Below are 15,751 nucleotides of genomic sequence, written 5' to 3' on the forward strand. Positions count from 1 at the left end.
TCTTAGCCCTTGTAGCTGGCGACGGCGGCGATGACCTTGTCCTGGGTCGCCTCGTCCAGATCGGCGTGCATGGGCAGGCTGAGGACCACGTCTTTCAGCCGCTCGGTGACGGGCAGGCCGCCGGCGCCGTGCGGGAAGCGCCCATAGGCCGGCTGCAGGTGCATAGGCACGGGATAATAGACGGCCGTAGGCACGCCCTCGTCCTTGAGGTGGGCGATCAGGCCGTCGCGGTCCGCGTGTTCGATCGTGTACTGGGCCCAGATGGACACGCCGCCGTCGATGACGTGGGGCACGGCCGCCACATGGGGCGCCAGATGTTCATTGTAGCGGGCGGCGATTCGGTTGCGCCATTCGATCTCCTGGCCGAACACCTTCAGCTTCTCGATCAGGATGGCGGCCTGGATGGTGTCCAGCCGGCTGTTCATGCCGATGCGCATGGCCAGATATTTCGGATCGTGGGTGAAGGCGGCCGCGCCGGCCTGAAGATCCTTGGCCACCACTTTTCCGTGGACGCGCAGGGAATCCATCTCCTGGGCCAGATCCTCGTCGTTCGTCAGCACCGCCCCGCCGTCGCCGTAGCAGCCCAGCGGCTTGGCCGGGAAGAAGCTGGTGGTCGTGACATCGGCCCACTTCAGCGGATGATGTCCGTCCAGGGTGCAGCCGAAGCCTTGCGCCGAATCCGATATCAGCTTCAGGCCGTGGCGGTCGCAGATGGCCCGGATGGCGGGATAGTCGGCCGGCTGGCCGAACAGATCGACGGCGATGACCACCTTGGGCGTCAGGCGACCCTCGGCCTTGACCGCCTCGATGGCGGCCTCCAGGCGGACGGGGTCCATGTTGTAGGTGCGCGCGTCCACGTCCACGAACACCGGCGAGGCGCCCAGCCAGGGCACGACCTCGGCCGTCGCGGTGAAGGTGAAGCTGGGGCAGAAGACGGCGTCTCCGGTGCGGATTCCCCAGGCGATCAGCGGCAGGATCAGGGCGTCGGTGCCGTTGGCGCAGCCCAGGGCGTGCTTGGCCTGACCGAAGGCGGCCAGGTCGGCCTCAAACTGACGGACCTGAGGCCCCATCACCCAGGCGCCGCCGACGACGGCCTCCTGAACGGCGGCCTCGATCTTGCCGGCGAGACGCAGGCGCTGGGCCTGAAGGTCGATGAAGGGGATCATGAGAGGCGCTCTCCATGGCGAGGCGGGGCGGCGATTCGGGGGCGGCGGACCGACGGGTCCGGCCGCTAGGCTGGCCGCCCTCCTAGCAAGATCAGGCGCGGGGGCCAAACGGAGCGGCGTCACTTCGCGTTGCCCTTTGCAACCGTGGCCGCTTGGCGCCGCGCCGGATGCACCTTAAGCCACCGCCATGATGACGCTCTCAGATGCAAAGAACCGGGTCTCGACCTGGCTGTTCGATCACGCCCTTCCCTTGTGGGCCTCGCGCGGGGTGGACGCCGACGGGCGCTTCTTCGAACTGCTGGATTTCGACGGACAGCCCGTGACGGGCGCGCGCCGCCGCACGCGGGTTCAGGCGCGCCAGATCTATGTTTTCTGCGAGGCCGCCGACCTGGGCTGGGACGCGGGCCGGGCGATTGCGCGGGCCGGTCTGGACGGCATGATCGCCACCTGCCGCCGTGACGACGGCCTGTGGGTCGCGGCCACCGACGACGCCGGCGGCGTGCTGGATGAGACGCCGGACCTTTATGACCTGGCCTTCGTCATGTTTTCCCTGGCGGCGGCGCACCGTGTGCTGGGCGACGAACGCGCCCGGCCGCTGGCGCTGAAGACCCTGGCCCAAATCAATGCGCGAATGACCGCGCCGCACGGCGGCTGGCACGAGGCCCTGCCGCCCCGCCTGCCGCGACGCCAGAACCCGCATATGCACCTGCTCGAGGCCATGCTGGCCTGGCAGGCGACGGCGCCGGATCCGGCGTTCGAGGCGGCGGCGCGGGCAGCGCTGGACCTGTGCCGGACTCGTTTCCTGATCGACGGCGCCATCCGTGAGTATTTCACCGAAGACTGGGCTCCGGACCCGCAGACCGGCCATATCGTCGAGCCGGGCCATCTGGAGGAGTGGTCGTGGCTGCTGCTTCAGGCCAAGGCCGCGGGTCTGGATTCCGCCGAAGCCGCCGAGGCCCTGCACCGTCGCGGCGCCGCCGAGGGACTGAAGGCCGGTTTCATGATCCGCGAAGTCGATGCGCAGGGCGCGCCGGTCGACGCCGGACGCCGCCTGTGGTGCCAGACCGAGGCGATCCGTTCGGCTCTGGTGTTCGGCGACCATCAAGCCGTCGACCTGATCGCCGCGACCTTCGACACCCATCTGGCCACCGCCGTTCCCGGCCTGTGGGTGGATTCCTATGACGCCGACGGCGTTTCGCCCGACAAGGCTGTGCCCGCTTCGAGCCTCTACCATCTTATGACGGCCTTCACCGAGCTGCTGAGACGCGACGCATGACCGGCCTGCCCGCCGTTTTCCTGGACCGCGACGGGGTCCTGATCGAGGATTCCGGCTATCCGCACCTCCCTGAACATCTGAAGCTGCTGCCCGGTGTGGGCGCGGCGGTACGGCGGTTGAATCTGCTGGGCTATCTGACGGTGATCGTCACCAATCAGTCGGGCGTGGCGCGCGGCATGTTCGGCGAGGATCAGATGCACGCCTTCAACAGCCTGCTGGTCAAACGGCTGGCGCAGGAGGGGGCGGTGATCAATGCGGTCTACGCCTGCCCCTTCCATCCAGAGGCTCAGGACGAACGCTATCGCCATCCTGAGCATCCTGACCGCAAGCCCAATCCGGGCATGCTTTTACGGGCCATCGCGGATCACGACATCGACCCGGCCCGGTCCTTCATGATCGGCGATCAGCCGCGCGATATCGAGGCGGCCAAACGGGCTGGGGTGTCGGGTTTTCTGTTCCAGGGCGGCAATCTGGATGTCTTCGTGCGCGAACTGATCGGCGCCTGACGCCATCGCAATTCCTTGCGCGGTGAATTACGCTGTTCCTTCTTGGTTGAAGGAGCGCCCCCGTGAACCCCGTCGCCGCCTATGCCGAACGTCGCTGGAAATCATCGGACGGCCTGGACCTGTTCGCGCGCGACTATGCGCCGGGGCCCGGCGTCGCCCGCCCCCCGATCATCGCCATCCATGGCCTGACCCGTAACAGCGCCGACTTCGGGGCCCTGGCGCCGCTTCTGGCCCAGAGCGGTCGGCGCGTGCTGGCGGTCGACGTGCGCGGGCGCGGCCTGTCGGATCGCGCACCCGATCCGATGACCTATCGACCCGACGTCTATGCGGCGGATGTTCTGGCCTTGATGGAGCAGGCGGCCATCGACCGCGCCGTCTTCGTCGGCACCTCGATGGGGGGGCTGATCACCATGGCATTGACGGCGCTGCGGCCTAAGGCCGTTGTGGCCGCCATCCTGAACGACATCGGGCCCGAGGTGGCGCCGGAAGGTCTGGCGCGTATCGCCGCCTACAGCGGTCAGCCGGTCGAGATCGGCTCCTGGGCCGACGCGGCGGCCTATGCGAAGCGGATCAACGCGGTCGCCTTCCCCCATTATTCGGATGCGGACTGGGACGCCTTCGCCCGCCGCATCTTCCGCCAGCAGCCGGACGGCGAGATCGGGCTGGACTATGATCCCGATATTTCCGTGCCGATCCGGGCGGCGGGGGCCAAGGCCCTGGTTCCCAACCTGTGGCCCATGTTCCGGCGGCTGGCGAAGACCAAGCCCACCCTGCTGGTGCGCGGGGGGGCGTCGGACCTGTTGAGTCCCGCGATCGCCGAGAAGATGCGCAAGGCCGCGCCGGCCATGGCCTATGTCGAGGTTCCCGGCGTGGGGCACGCCCCTATGCTGGACGAGGCTGAGGCGAAGGCCGCGATCTTCGAGTTCCTGGCGGAGATCGGCTAGTCCTTGGTCGGATCGACCTGGCTCGCGTCCCCGTAGGTCAGGGCCAGGAAGACGTCCTCCAGGTCCGGGTCCTCGGTGGTGATGTCAGCGATGGTGATCCCGGCCTTGCGTACGGCGGCGATGACCTGTTCCACCGACGACTGCCCCTTCTTGTAGGCCACCGCGAAGGCGCCGTTCGGGCGGGCGGTGACGACGAAGCCGGGCAGGGCGGGCGCCGTGTCCAGCGGGACGTCGGGCGTGACGACCACATTGCGGCTGTCCAGGCGGCGCAGCAGTTGCGGCGTCGGCTCGCAGGCCACCACCTGGCCCCGGTTGACGATGGCGATAGTGTCGCAGAGCTCCTGCGCTTCTTCCAGATAGTGGGTGGTCAGGACGATGGTCACGCCCTCCGCGTTGATCTGGCGGACATAGGCCCACAGCTGACGGCGCAACTCGACGTCCACCCCGGCGGTCGGCTCGTCCAGGATCAGGATGGGCGGATTGTGAACCAGGGCCTTGGCCACCATCAGGCGGCGTTTCATGCCGCCGGACAGGGCGCGGACATAGGCGTTGGCCTTGTCCGATAGACCGAGCGCCGCCAGCAGCTCGTCCGAGCGGCGCTCATTCTTCGGCACGCCGTAGAAGCCGGCCTGGACCTCCAGCGACTCGCGCGGGGTGAAGAAGACGTCGGCGACGATCTCCTGCGGGACGACGCCCAGGGCCGCAGCGGCGTCGCGCGGCTCCTTGTCGATGTCGCGGCCCCAGATGGTCACCGTGCCTTCCGACTTCTTCACCACCCCGGCCAGAATATTGATCAGTGTGGACTTTCCGGCACCGTTGGGCCCCAGAAGGCCGAACACCGAACCGCGCGGAATGACCAGATCGACCCCGCGCAGGGCCGTCTTGGGCGCGGCCTTCTTGGAGCCAGCGTAAGTCTTCTTCAGCCCGCGCACCTCGATGGCGTTGTCAGGCAGGATCGTCGCATCGGTCATTTGGGGCGCTTTGGTCGAGACATCGGGTCATGCGGCGGTTTGACGCCGCCGGACGGGCCGCATAGGTATGCGCCCGACGCCTCCTCGCCAAGTCCACGAGTTGAACAATGCCGCCCCGCCATCCCGACGCGATCATTCCTCCGCCCGAAGAGGTCATTGTCTCGACCAAACGCGTCGCCTGCGACGGCGGCGGCGGCGCTCTGGGCCATCCGCTGGTCTATATGGATATGGGCGAGGACGACTTTATCGAGTGCGGCTATTGCGACCGTCGCTTCGTCCTGTCGGCTCATCCGCACGATGAGAGTGAATATCTGAGCCCGGCCGCCCGCGCGCCTGAGGCTCACTGAACCTGCGCCCAAGCCGAGTCGCGGTTTGGACGTTGGGCGATTATAGAAGGCGCTGACCCGCCACTCCCCCGGACGGAGACAGACACTCTTGCGCTATCTGCACACCATGGTCCGGGTTCAGGACCTCGACGCCTCGCTGCACTTCTATTGCGACCTGCTGGGCCTGCAAGAGGTCCGCCGGGTGGACAACGAGGCCGGGCGGTTCACCCTGGTCTTCCTCGCTGCGCCCAAAAACTTGGAACAGTCGGCGGCGGAACGCTGCCCCGAGGTCGAACTGACCTTCAACTGGGATCCCGAAGAATATCAGGGCGGCCGCAACTTCGGCCACCTGGCCTATAAGGTCGACGACATCTACGCCGCCTGCCAGAGGTTGATGGACGGCGGGGTGGTGATCAATCGTCCCCCGCGCGACGGCAATATGGCCTTTGTCCGGTCACCGGACGGGATTTCGATCGAGCTGTTGCAGGAAGGCTCGCCGCTGGCGCCGGCCGAACCCTGGGCCTCCATGCCCAACACGGGAAGCTGGTGATGAGGAGGAGCGACGCGACGCGTTTCGGTTCAGCCGTGGCCCTTCTGACTGCGGTTCTGCTCGCGTCGGCCTGCGCCTCCACCACGGAATCGAACATCGGCCGGACCGCAACCGAGCAGCTTCTGCTTACACGAGCGGCGGACAAGGCCGTCGAAGGCCTCTCCCTGCCCCTGCCGACGGGCACGACGATCTTCGTCGACGAAACCTATTTCCAGGCCGATAATGCCCGGTACGCCATCAGCGCGATCCGGGCGGCCCTGTCCGACGCCGGCTATCGGCTGACTCGCACCAGAGATGAAGCCGACGCCGTGTTTGAAGTCCGCACGGGCGCCTTGTCGCTGGAGCAGATGCGGCGAGTCGTCGGCATTCCGGAAATGCGGATTCCGATCAACGAGAATTTGAACGTCGTCTCGCTGCCGGAGCTGTCGGTCTACAGCAATCGCGACCGCGCAGGCGTCGCCGAGTTTTCCGGCTTTCTTTACGAGGCGAAGACCGGCGCGCCCTTGGGCGCCGTTCTGCCGATGATCGGCCAGTATCGGATCCGGAGCCACAAGCTGCTCATGATCGTCACCTGGGGTCAGCAACAGGCGCAACCGGGCCAGCTTAATCCTGGATCCAGCTGGACCGAATTCTAACGGCTGACGCGGCGGGCTCGGCCGCCTATGTTCCGCCCATGACCGACGCCGCTGCTTCCGAGACCGCCCCCGAACACGACCGCCCCCTCACCCAGGACGGCCCCGCCCTGCGGCTGTGGATGATCGACGCCTCGGCCTACATCTTCCGCGCCTATCACGCCCTGCCGCCCCTGACTCGCAAGTCCGACGGCCTGCCCGTGGGTGCGGTCCAGGGCTACTGCAACATGTTGTGGAAGCTGCTGAAGGACATGAAGGGCGCCGACGGCCCCACCCATCTGGTCGCCATCTTCGACCATTCTGAAAAGACGTTCCGCAACACCCTTTACGACCAGTACAAGGCGCATCGTCCGCCGGCGCCCGAGGACCTGGTCCCGCAATTTCCTCTGGTGCGCGAGGCCACGGCGGCCTTCGGCGTGCACTGCGTCGAACTGGCCGGCTACGAGGCCGACGACCTGATCGCCACCTACGCCTGCAAGGCCCGCGACGCCGGCGGCGAGGCGGTGATCGTTAGCTCAGACAAGGACCTGATGCAGCTGATCGGCGGCGGCGTCGTCATGTGGGACCCGATGAAGGACCGGCGTCTGGCCGAGCCCGAGGTGTTCGAGAAGTTCGGCGTCGGTCCTGAGAAGATGGTCGATCTTCAGGCTTTGATCGGCGACAGCGTCGACAACGTCCCCGGCGCCCCCGGCATCGGCCCCAAGACGGCGGCCCAGCTGCTGGACGAATACGGCGATCTGGACACCCTGTTGGCGCGCGCCGGCGAGATCAAACAGCCCAAGCGCCGCGAGACCCTGATCGCCTTCGCAGACCAGATCCGTCTGTCGCGCGAGCTGGTCCGCCTGACCTGCGACGCCCCGGCGCCGGAGCTGATCGACGATTTCGCCGTGCGCGATCCCGATCCCGAGACCCTGTCGGCCTTTCTCGGCAAGATGGAGTTCCGGTCGCTGCAACGCCGCGTCGGCGACGGCAAGGCGGGACCCAGCGAGATCTCGGCCTTCGCCCCCAAGCGCGCGCCGAACCTGAGCGCCCCGGTCGCCACGCCCCGCTACGGCCAGGTGGTGGAAGGCCCGGCCGAAGCCCAAAGCTTCGACCTCGAGGCCTACGAATGCGTGCAGACCGAGGAGGCGCTGGATCGCTGGATCGCTAGGGCGGTCGAGGCGGGGACGGTCGGCTTTGACACAGAAACGTCGTCGCTGTCGGCGACGCATGCGGGGCTGTGCGGGGTGTCGCTGGCGGTGGGGCCGAATGAGGCGTGTTACATCCCGCTGACGCATGAGCATGAGCCCCAGGCGGGCGAGGGCGGGCTGTTCGGGGAGCCGGGGGAGGCGCGGGAGCCGATCCAGCAGCTGGACAAGGCCAAGGCCTTGGCGAAGCTGAAGGGGTTGCTTGAAGACCCTAGTGTGTTGAAAATTCTGCAGAATGCCAAGTATGATCTGGCGGTAATGGCGCGGCGGGGGATCCGGGTCGCCCCCTATGACGACACCATGCTGATCTCCTATGTGCTCGAGGGCGGGCTCCACGGGCACGGGATGGACGAGCTGGCGCGGCTTCATCTGGGGCACGACCCCGTGCCGTTCAAGAGCGTGGCCGGAACGGGCAAGAGCCAGAAGTCGTTCAAACACGTCGCCCTGAAACCCGCCACCCAGTACGCCGCCGAAGACGCCGACGTCACCCTGCGTCTGTGGCGCATCCTCAAGCCCCGGCTGGCGCGCGAGGGCCTGTCCACCGTCTATGAGACCCTGGAACGCCCCCTGCCCGCCGTCCTGGCCGAGATGGAGACCGCCGGCGTCCGCGTCGACCCCGCCCGCCTGAAACGCCTGTCCAGCGAGTTCGGCCTGCGCATGGCCGAGCTGGAGGCCCAGGCCCACGAGATCGCCGGCCGCCCCTTCAACATCGGCTCCCCCCGCCAGATCGGCGAAATCCTGTTCGGCGAGCTGAACCTGCCCGGCGGCAAGAAGACCGCCTCCGGCCAATGGGGCACCGACGCCAGCGTGCTGGAAGACCTGGCCCACACCCACGCCCTGCCCCGCGTCCTGCTGGACTGGCGCCAGCTGTCCAAGCTGAAGGGCACCTACACCGACGCCCTGACCGCCGCCGCCGACCCCGCCACCGACCGCGTCCACACCAGCTACCAGCTGGCCGCCGCCACCACCGGCCGCCTGGCCAGCTCGGATCCGAATCTTCAAAATATCCCGATCCGCACCGAGACCGGCCGCGAAATCCGCCAGGCCTTCATCGCCGCCCCCGGCCATCTGCTGATCAGCGCCGACTACAGCCAGATCGAACTGCGCCTGCTGGCCCATATCGGCGACATCCCCGAGCTGAAACGCGCCTTCAAGGCCGGGCTCGACATCCACGCCGCCACCGCCAGCGAAATGTTCGGCGTCCCCGTCGAGGGCATGCCCTCCGAAACCCGCCGCCGCGCCAAGGCCATCAATTTCGGCATCGTCTACGGCATCAGCGCCTTTGGCCTGGCCGCCCAGCTGGGCATCGATCAGGGCGAGGCCGGCGCATATATCAAGACCTATTTCGACCGCTTCCCCGGCATTCGCACTTACATGGACAAGACCAAGGCCGAGGTCCGCCAGGCCGGCTTCGTCTCCACCGTCTTCGGCCGCCGCATCCACATCCCCGCCATCCACTCCAAATCGGGCGCCGAACGCCAGTTCGGCGAGCGCGCCGCCATCAACGCCCCGATCCAGGGCGCCGCCGCCGACATCATCCGCCGCGCCATGATCCGCATGCCCACAGCCCTGGCCGAGGCCGGGCTGAACACCCGCATGCTGCTGCAGGTCCACGACGAACTGGTCTTCGAAACCCCCGAGGCCGAGGCCGACCGCGCCATCACCGTCATCAAACGCGTCATGGAAACCGCCTCAGACCCCGCCGTCGCCTTGACCGTGCCGCTGGTGGTGGAGGCGCGAGCGGCGGCGAACTGGGATGCCGCGCATTAGGTGTAGCGTTCTCACTGCTGATTGAATAACGCTGCTTGCCAAGAATCGACACAACGATAATGTTGTGTCATGATTCCTGCTCTGGTTAGACTACCTGGTGCGCCCTACGCCGTCCTGCCTCCTGGCGTTCACAGCGCGACGTTGGCGGAGGTGGAAGATCGATATGCCACAAACGATCGGCGGCGTTGGCTGTTTGAGGGGTTGCATGAGGCCGCCAAGGCTCTTCGTGCCGCCGGATGCGGCACGATGTTTCTCGACGGGAGTTTTGTAACCGATAAGGAAGAGCCGGGAGATTTCGACGGCTACTGGGATCCGGCAGGCGTCATTCCATCTCTACTGGATCCAATTTTTTTAGATTTCGAGAATGAGCAAGCTGCTCAGAAATGGAAATATCGCGGCGAAATGTTCATAGCCGAAGAATTCGGTGGCCCATCTGAAAGTATAAAGCGCTCATTTCGCACGGATAAGTTTACAGGGTCGGAAAAAGGAATTTTGAGAATTAAGCTTCGGGGTATCCACCAGTGATCGCCAATCAAAAACAGTACAAAATCACGGTCGATCGACTGGAAGAGGTCGATAGAGATCTATCAAATTTTGATGAGATATCTCTCGTAAGGAGTGGGATTGATCCCATAATTATTGCCGCGCAGCGCCGTTCACTGGAATCTGAGCGGGGTCGTATGTCGAGGGATGTTGAGCGCTATCTCGCTCTTCGCGAGGGGAGGATCGACGCCCTACATTCCAAGGATATCTCAGGTCTAGGTGTGGCGCTGATCGAGGCTCGACTAGCGTTAGGGCTAACCCAAAAAGAGCTTTCAATCAGGCTGAACATCAAAGAGCAGCAAGTACAAAGGTACGAGCAGGAGCGATATCAATCTGCAAGTCTGTCTCGAATCCAGGAAGTAGCTCAGGCACTCGAAGCTGACACGTCGGTGGAATTGAAGCTGTCCAGCAAGATCGATTTTGAACTGGATGATTTTGACCCACGTCTTCTCCCGGTACGGGAGATGAAAAAACGTGGCTGGTTCAATGATCTGCGAGTTCCCAGCGATGTGCCCAAGACTGATTTGGCTTTGGCGGAATATTTTATGCGCGCTGCTTCTGCTGGATCATCGACGGCAGCGCTTCACCGGCAACGAGTTCGGTTGGGGGGCAAGGTAAACCCCTACGCTGTGTCAGCGTGGAAAGCGCGTGTCCTTCAAAAGGCGCGAAGAAAAACCCCAAGGAATGTAAATCAGACTATTGATGCTATATTTATCAGAGATCTGGTGAATTTAAGCGCCGCGCCTGATGGCCCCCTATTGGCAATACGGGCCCTTGAAGGCAGGGGTGTTGCTGTTGTCGTTGAGCGTCATTTGACAGGTACGCATTTAGACGGTGCGGCTATGCTTCTTGATAATAAAATTCCGGTAATAGGGCTGACTATTCGGCATGACAGGCTAGATAACTTTTGGTTCGTCTTGATGCATGAGCTAGCGCACGTAGTGTGTCATCGTGATCGAGGCCTTTCAGAAGGGTTTTTTGACGATGAGATGGCCCCTAGCGTGGATGATCTGGAAATCGAAGCTGACGAGTTCGCGCTTAACGCCCTGATATCGGACGAAATTTGGAAGTCGTCTTTTGTGAGGTTTACCAAATCAAAGGAACAGGTAACTGCATTCGCGGATAAATTGGGGATATCGCCATCAATTGTAGCTGGACGAATCCGTCATGAACGTAAAGACTATAGGCTCTTTAACGACCTTGTAGGGGGCAAGGAGGTTGGGCGGTTGTTGTTGGATCAGCTAGGATAGGCGGCTATGAAACGCTTGGTTCGCAGTTCTCTTTATCTCGCCGTGCTCAAGTGGAAGCAGGGTGAAATCAGGAGTCTGGGCACCTTTCGCGGTTCACGCTCTGACCTTGCCGTCCTCTTTGATATACCCCCGGCGGGCGACTACGATCATGAGTTGAAGGCGGTTCTCGAACCTACAGAGTATCTGAAACAGTTTGGATCTCGCCTAGAAAAGGCTTGTGGCAAACGCGGAGTTTTCATCGACGCCGTCCAGGTCGATGATGAACGCCATCGGGCCGGATTATCTGTGCATCCTCTAACAGAGTTGCTGGAGCGCGCTAGGCTGGCGGAAGGTATGGCCTACCCGGTTACAGGCCCCGGTAGGTCGATTGAGTACCAAGAGGCTGTTAGAAGATTCGCGCAGTTCAACCCTGACAAACCAATCGGGATTCGTTTGAATGCCGCAGCAACGTTTGATGATTTTGCTGGTTTGGTGCGAGATGTCAGGTTGCTTATGTTTGAGCTCGGTATTACTGCGGATCGTTGTTTCTTGGTTGTAGATTTTGGTGCTTTCGAGCCTCATGATATTGAGGCTTTTGCGAAGAATGTTGCTGAACGCCTAAACAATCTTCCATACTTGCACGATTGGCTTCACATCGCTGTGGCGATGACCAGCTTTCCCAAATCTCCCAAGATTAGTGCTGGGAGCATAGGAGCGTTTAAGAGAGCGGAGTGGGAATTCTATAAGCGCTTAAGAACGCTGCCCTTGTTAAGGGTGCCGATTTTCGGTGACTATGGATTAGAAAACCCTGCTCCTGGGGCAGTTGGCCGGATCAGCCCGGTAGCTCAATGCCGATATAGTACAGAAGATTATCTTTTCATATTTAAGGGAAAGTCGACAAAAAAGCCAAATGGATATCAAGCGATATATCCGGTTGCGGAGATGCTGATAGGCCATGAAAAGTTTTTTGGAGCCAATTTCAGTCTTGGGGATGATTACTTCCACCAGTTGGGGACGATCCAGAAATCCACTGGGAACGCCTCGACATGGCGCTGGGCTGCTACAGACCATCACTTAACTCAAAGCATCCGCTCTTTGAGAACTCTGGTCGGCCTTCCGGCAGAGGAGGTCGTTCCCGTGGACGAGGCAATGAGCCATCAGCTGGATCTCTTAGAAATGGGCTAGCGTGTCGGCGGAATAGGAAACCTAAAGCCGTCGAGGTATCATAATTTCTCGTAAAAACGTCTGTGAAAGCAAGTGTCTAGGTAAAATGAGCTGCGATTTGCGCGCCTGAGGTGCGGGCGGGCTTAGGCTTTTCCGCATGGGGAAGCATTTCAACAGTCGGATGGATGACGCGGCCTGGCGGGTCTGGTTCGGGCGGTGGCATGGGGGCGAGGCGGCGAAGGCGTTGCGGGCCGAGGCGGGGGTGTCGCACGACACCTGGACGGCGAACGCCAAACGGCTGGGGATGCGGATCGGCGACCTGCCGGCTGATCATCCGGCGCGGCGGTCGATCCCGGTCCTCGAGCGGCCGGACGATTGGCGGCATCCCAAAAGCAACCTGACGGCGGGGCAATGGCGCGAGGTCTGCGCCCTGCTGGAGCGGGGGGCGACCTATGCCGATATCGAGGCGCGGTTTCCGATCAGGGGCTCGACCGTGGCGGAGATGGCGAGGAAACTGGGGTTCCAGAAGGGGCAGAAGGCGCGGGCCGCAGGCGAGCCGCCGCCCGGAAACCGGCGGCCTGAGCCGGAGGCGGCGGCGGCGATCTGGGGCGTGGCCATCGATCCGGCCGATCTGGTGGCGACGCGGGCCGAGTTCTGGGAGCGGATGCAGCAGGCGGGCCGCGAGGGTCAGTTCGGGGTGATGGGGCGGATCGCCCTGGCCAAGGAACAGGTCGAGCGGGTGATCGAACAGGAGCTGAAACGGACGCGCCCTGCGGGCGCTTCTATTCCTGGGGGCTACCGCCCTTCGGGCTGCTTGAGACCCCAGACCCGCATTACGCCTGGGGGCTATCGCCCTTCGGGCTACATGAGCCCCCAGACCCCCGGTTTGCTCGAGGGCGGTCAGGGCGCTGGGGGGTTGGTGCTGCGGGAGGCGCAGCAACCGCCGGAGGGGGCGTGGTCGACCTGGTTGTTTCTGGGCGGGCGGGGGGCGGGCAAGACTCTGGCGGGGGCGTCGTGGATCGCGGACATGGCCGAGCGGCTGGGGGCGGGCGGGCGGCTGGCGCTGATCGGGCCGACCTTGCACGATGTGCGCGAGGTGATGATCGCCGGGCCGTCGGGGGTGATGAGCCTGCCGCGCTGGACGGGCGTCGGAGGGGATGGCGAGGTGGAGTGGCGGGGGCCGGAGTATCAGCCGTCGCGGCGGCGGCTGGTGTTTCCGAACGGGGCCGAGGCCTTCGTCTTCTCGGCCGAAGACCCCGACAGCCTGCGCGGCCCCCAGTTCGCCGCCGCCTGGGCCGACGAATTTTGCGCCTGGCGCAACGGCGGGGAGACGCTGGCCCTGCTGCGGATGGGGCTGAGGTTGAGGTTGCCGGAGCCGGACTCCCCAGCCGTCGATGCAGACGCGGCGCATAACGGAGGAGTGGGGGCTCAAGGAGCGAGCGACCGCGTCGCGAGCGGTAGCCCCCGGCTGGTGGTTACGACCACGCCGCGCCCGACACGGGCGCTCAAGGCGCTCCGCGCCGAGGAATCCTGTGCGCTCACCCATGCGACGACGCGGGACAATGGGGATCATCTGGCGCCGGGGTTTCTGGAGGGGCTGGAGCGGCTGTACGGCGGGACGCGGCGGGCGGCGCAGGAGCTGGAGGGCCTGGTGGTCGAGCCCGAGGGCGGGCTGTTCACCGCCGAGATGATGGCGGCGGCGCGGGGGGCGGCGCCGGTCTCGGTAGACGGGCGGCCGGTCTATGAGCGGGTGGTGGTGGGGCTGGACCCGACCTGTTCGCGCGGCGGGGACGCCTGCGGCATCGTGGCGGTGGGGCGGCGCGGGGACGTTGCCTGGGTGCTGGCCGACCGCTCGATGCGGGGGCTGTCGCCGCAGAAATGGGCCGAGCGGGCGATGGAGACGGCGCGGCTGTTCGGGGCGGTCCGCATCGTCGGCGAGGTCAATCAGGGCGGGGACATGGTCGAGGCGGTGCTGAAGGCGGCCGGGTGCGGGGCGGATGGGGACAGCGTCGGCTTTACGGCGGTGCGGGCCTCGCGCGGCAAGGCGGCGCGGGCCGAGCCGGTGGCGGCCCTGTATGAACAGGGGCGGGTGCGGCATGCGGGCGCGTTTGCGGCGCTGGAGGAGGAACTGATGGCTCTGGGCGGCGAGGAGGCCGAGAGCGGGGGTGCGGAGGCGGGGCATTGGGACCGGGCCGACGCCCTGGTCTGGGCCGTCACCGACCTGATGCTGGACGGCCGGGGCGAGGGGCCTCGGGTGCGGGCGCTCTAGGCCGCCATCACGGCGATGTCGTCGGGCAGTTCGCCGCGGCCCAGCAGGCCGGTCTCGAAGTCCATGAAGATGTCCATCAGCTCCTCGACGCCGGGGGGATGGGCGGCGGGGCGGAAGCGGAAGCGCCAGTAGCTGACGATATGCTGCACGGCGCCCAGCTGGTCGCCCAGCTTGGCGAACATGGAGGGGGCGTCCAGCAGGAAGTCGCGGAAGGCGGTGGGGCGGCCTTCTTGCGTCAGGCGGGCGTAGGCGTCGTCATAGATGCGCAGGGTGCGGCTGACCTCGTCGCAGGTGCGGATGATGCGGCCGCGCAGGACGGCGCGGCTGCGGTCCAGATGCTCGCGGGCGACGCGGTCGATCTTGCCGGTGGGCTTGAAGGTGCGCACGGCCTCGGCCACGGCGGCGACCTCGCCCAGCAGGGTGGACAGGGTCCATTTGTAATAGAGGAAGCCCTTCCAGCAGAAGACTCCCTCCTGATACTGCTCCGGCGCCAGGCGCAGGGTCAGGCGCAGGGCCTCCAGCTGGTCGCCGGGGCTGTTGGACAGGATCTTGGCCGCCATCCGCGCCGCCGAGTCCGAGGCCACGGCGATGGTGTCCTCGCCCAGGCTGAGGCTGACCAGGGGCTCGATCTCGGCGTGGACGAAGCTCTGCATCCGCGCCAGGTCGCCGTCGCTGATGGAGAAATAGCAGGGCGCCGGGTCCAGACCGCCGCGCCGCAGCTGCTCGCGCAGCAGGAAGGGATCCAGCGACGGCAGCCGGTCGATCAGGCGCAGGGTCTCGAGGTCCGGGTGGCCGGCGGAGAGGCCGAAGGCCTCGGCCATCATCCGCTCGAAGCCGATCTGGTTGACGAAGGCGTATCGGCCGCCGGTCTTCAGATCCTCGTCGTCGATGGGGATGACCATCTTGGTGGCGACCTGGCGGCGGCCGGGGAAGAGATCGATCTCGTTGCGCCGCAGCCGGTGCTTGATGATCAGGCTGCGGTTCAGGGCGGAGGTGCGGAAGATCGGGCGGGCGGCCCAGTCGGGATTGCGCACGGCGCCGTCGGACCGGCTGTCGCCGTTCTCCTCCCACACGCGCAGCAGGTTCAGCACCCGGGCGGTGGAGGCCGAGCTTCTGAGATGCTCGAGGTTGCGGACGACGCGATCAGTCATGGCGGCACCCTGCGCCAACAATGGTGACCAATGGCTTAGCTTCGCCGTAAAAAGACCGGGGGTCGGC

General features: G+C 65.0%; 14 protein-coding genes. 11 read left to right on the forward strand and 3 right to left on the reverse strand.

Annotated features, from left to right (window positions below; genetic code table 11):
• Positions 1-2: 2 nt before the first annotated feature.
• Positions 3-1,166 (reverse strand): DegT/DnrJ/EryC1/StrS family aminotransferase, encoded by a 1,164-nt coding sequence (locus tag ACW17X_RS11985; RefSeq protein ID WP_492097650.1) that lies wholly within the window; start codon positions 1,164-1,166, stop codon positions 3-5.
• Positions 1,167-1,353: 187 nt separating this feature from the next.
• Here ACW17X_RS11985 and ACW17X_RS11990 point away from each other — a divergent pair, with 187 nt between their 5' ends.
• The 3 genes from ACW17X_RS11990 to ACW17X_RS12000 all read left to right on the forward strand — a co-directional run bounded on the left by ACW17X_RS11990 (position 1,354) and on the right by ACW17X_RS12000 (position 3,892).
• Positions 1,354-2,442, forward strand: a complete 1,089-nt coding sequence (locus ACW17X_RS11990; RefSeq protein ID WP_492097651.1) for an AGE family epimerase/isomerase — start codon at positions 1,354-1,356, stop codon at positions 2,440-2,442.
• Positions 2,439-2,948 carry a D-glycero-alpha-D-manno-heptose-1,7-bisphosphate 7-phosphatase gene (locus ACW17X_RS11995; protein ID WP_492097653.1) on the forward strand — a complete coding sequence of 170 codons (510 nt, stop codon included), beginning with the start codon at positions 2,439-2,441 and terminating at the stop codon, positions 2,946-2,948. Before ACW17X_RS11990 ends, ACW17X_RS11995 begins: the two co-directional genes overlap by 4 nt.
• 62 nt (positions 2,949-3,010) lie before the next feature.
• On the forward strand, positions 3,011-3,892 hold the full coding sequence (locus ACW17X_RS12000; RefSeq protein WP_492097655.1) for an alpha/beta fold hydrolase: 882 nt from the start codon (positions 3,011-3,013) through the stop codon (positions 3,890-3,892).
• On the opposite strand, the gene ACW17X_RS12005 is transcribed toward ACW17X_RS12000, so the two are convergent.
• On the reverse strand, positions 3,889-4,863 hold the full coding sequence (locus tag ACW17X_RS12005) for an ABC transporter ATP-binding protein (RefSeq protein WP_492097657.1): 975 nt from the start codon (positions 4,861-4,863) through the stop codon (positions 3,889-3,891). The two genes, ACW17X_RS12000 and ACW17X_RS12005, sit on opposite strands and share 4 nt — an antisense overlap.
• A 107-nt stretch (positions 4,864-4,970) precedes the next feature.
• On the opposite strand from ACW17X_RS12005, the gene ACW17X_RS12010 reads away from it, so the two are divergent.
• The 8 genes from ACW17X_RS12010 to ACW17X_RS12045 all read left to right on the forward strand — a co-directional run bounded on the left by ACW17X_RS12010 (position 4,971) and on the right by ACW17X_RS12045 (position 14,533).
• Positions 4,971-5,210, forward strand: coding sequence for a zinc-finger domain-containing protein (locus ACW17X_RS12010; protein ID WP_271164909.1), 240 nt, complete (start codon positions 4,971-4,973; stop codon positions 5,208-5,210).
• Between the two features lie 88 nt (positions 5,211-5,298).
• The gene (locus tag ACW17X_RS12015) at positions 5,299-5,739 is read left to right on the forward strand and encodes a VOC family protein (RefSeq protein WP_492097659.1); all 441 of its coding nucleotides are present in this window, start codon (positions 5,299-5,301) and stop codon (positions 5,737-5,739) included.
• 35 nt (positions 5,740-5,774) lie between these two features.
• Positions 5,775-6,374, forward strand: a complete 600-nt coding sequence (locus ACW17X_RS12020; protein ID WP_492097661.1) for a DUF6655 family protein — start codon at positions 5,775-5,777, stop codon at positions 6,372-6,374.
• Between the two features lie 38 nt (positions 6,375-6,412).
• On the forward strand, positions 6,413-9,328 hold the full coding sequence (gene polA / locus ACW17X_RS12025) for a DNA polymerase I (RefSeq protein WP_492097663.1): 2,916 nt from the start codon (positions 6,413-6,415) through the stop codon (positions 9,326-9,328).
• Positions 9,329-9,397: 69 nt separating this feature from the next.
• Positions 9,398-9,853, forward strand: coding sequence for a DUF6932 family protein (locus ACW17X_RS12030; protein WP_492097664.1), 456 nt, complete (start codon positions 9,398-9,400; stop codon positions 9,851-9,853).
• Positions 9,850-11,121, forward strand: coding sequence for an XRE family transcriptional regulator (locus ACW17X_RS12035; RefSeq protein WP_492097666.1), 1,272 nt, complete (start codon positions 9,850-9,852; stop codon positions 11,119-11,121). The genes ACW17X_RS12030 and ACW17X_RS12035 overlap by 4 nt, the downstream gene beginning before the upstream one ends.
• Positions 11,122-11,127: 6 nt before the next feature.
• Entirely contained in the window at positions 11,128-12,285 is a 1,158-nt protein-coding gene (locus tag ACW17X_RS12040) for a beta family protein (RefSeq protein WP_492097668.1), read from the forward strand.
• A gap of 136 nt (positions 12,286-12,421) precedes the next feature.
• Complete coding sequence (locus ACW17X_RS12045) at positions 12,422-14,533, forward strand: phage terminase large subunit family protein (RefSeq protein WP_492097670.1); 2,112 nt, start codon at positions 12,422-12,424, stop codon at positions 14,531-14,533.
• Here the strand turns inward: ACW17X_RS12045 and ACW17X_RS12050 are convergent.
• Complete coding sequence (locus tag ACW17X_RS12050; protein ID WP_492097672.1) at positions 14,530-15,684, reverse strand: hypothetical protein; 1,155 nt, start codon at positions 15,682-15,684, stop codon at positions 14,530-14,532. The genes ACW17X_RS12045 and ACW17X_RS12050 overlap by 4 nt on opposite strands.
• Positions 15,685-15,751: the final 67 nt, after the last annotated feature.

This window comes from Brevundimonas sp. FV1ye4L (assembly GCF_058681255.1).

Bases quoted from the DNA above. Each gene is read 5' to 3' on its own strand.
- ACW17X_RS12040 (WP_492097668.1), top strand. From the start codon at position 11,128: ATGAAACGCTTGGTTCGCAGTTCTCTTTATCTCGCCGTGCTCAAGTGG.
- ACW17X_RS12050 (WP_492097672.1), bottom strand. From the start codon at position 15,684: ATGACTGATCGCGTCGTCCGCAACCTCGAGCATCTCAGAAGCTCGGCC.
- ACW17X_RS11985 (WP_492097650.1), bottom strand. From the start codon at position 1,166: ATGATCCCCTTCATCGACCTTCAGGCCCAGCGCCTGCGTCTCGCCGGC.
- ACW17X_RS12030 (WP_492097664.1), top strand. From the start codon at position 9,398: ATGATTCCTGCTCTGGTTAGACTACCTGGTGCGCCCTACGCCGTCCTG.
- ACW17X_RS11995 (WP_492097653.1), top strand. From the start codon at position 2,439: ATGACCGGCCTGCCCGCCGTTTTCCTGGACCGCGACGGGGTCCTGATC.
- ACW17X_RS12005 (WP_492097657.1), bottom strand. From the start codon at position 4,863: ATGACCGATGCGACGATCCTGCCTGACAACGCCATCGAGGTGCGCGGG.
- ACW17X_RS12010 (WP_271164909.1), top strand. From the start codon at position 4,971: ATGCCGCCCCGCCATCCCGACGCGATCATTCCTCCGCCCGAAGAGGTC.
- ACW17X_RS11990 (WP_492097651.1), top strand. From the start codon at position 1,354: ATGATGACGCTCTCAGATGCAAAGAACCGGGTCTCGACCTGGCTGTTC.
- polA (WP_492097663.1), top strand. From the start codon at position 6,413: ATGACCGACGCCGCTGCTTCCGAGACCGCCCCCGAACACGACCGCCCC.
- ACW17X_RS12045 (WP_492097670.1), top strand. From the start codon at position 12,422: ATGGGGAAGCATTTCAACAGTCGGATGGATGACGCGGCCTGGCGGGTC.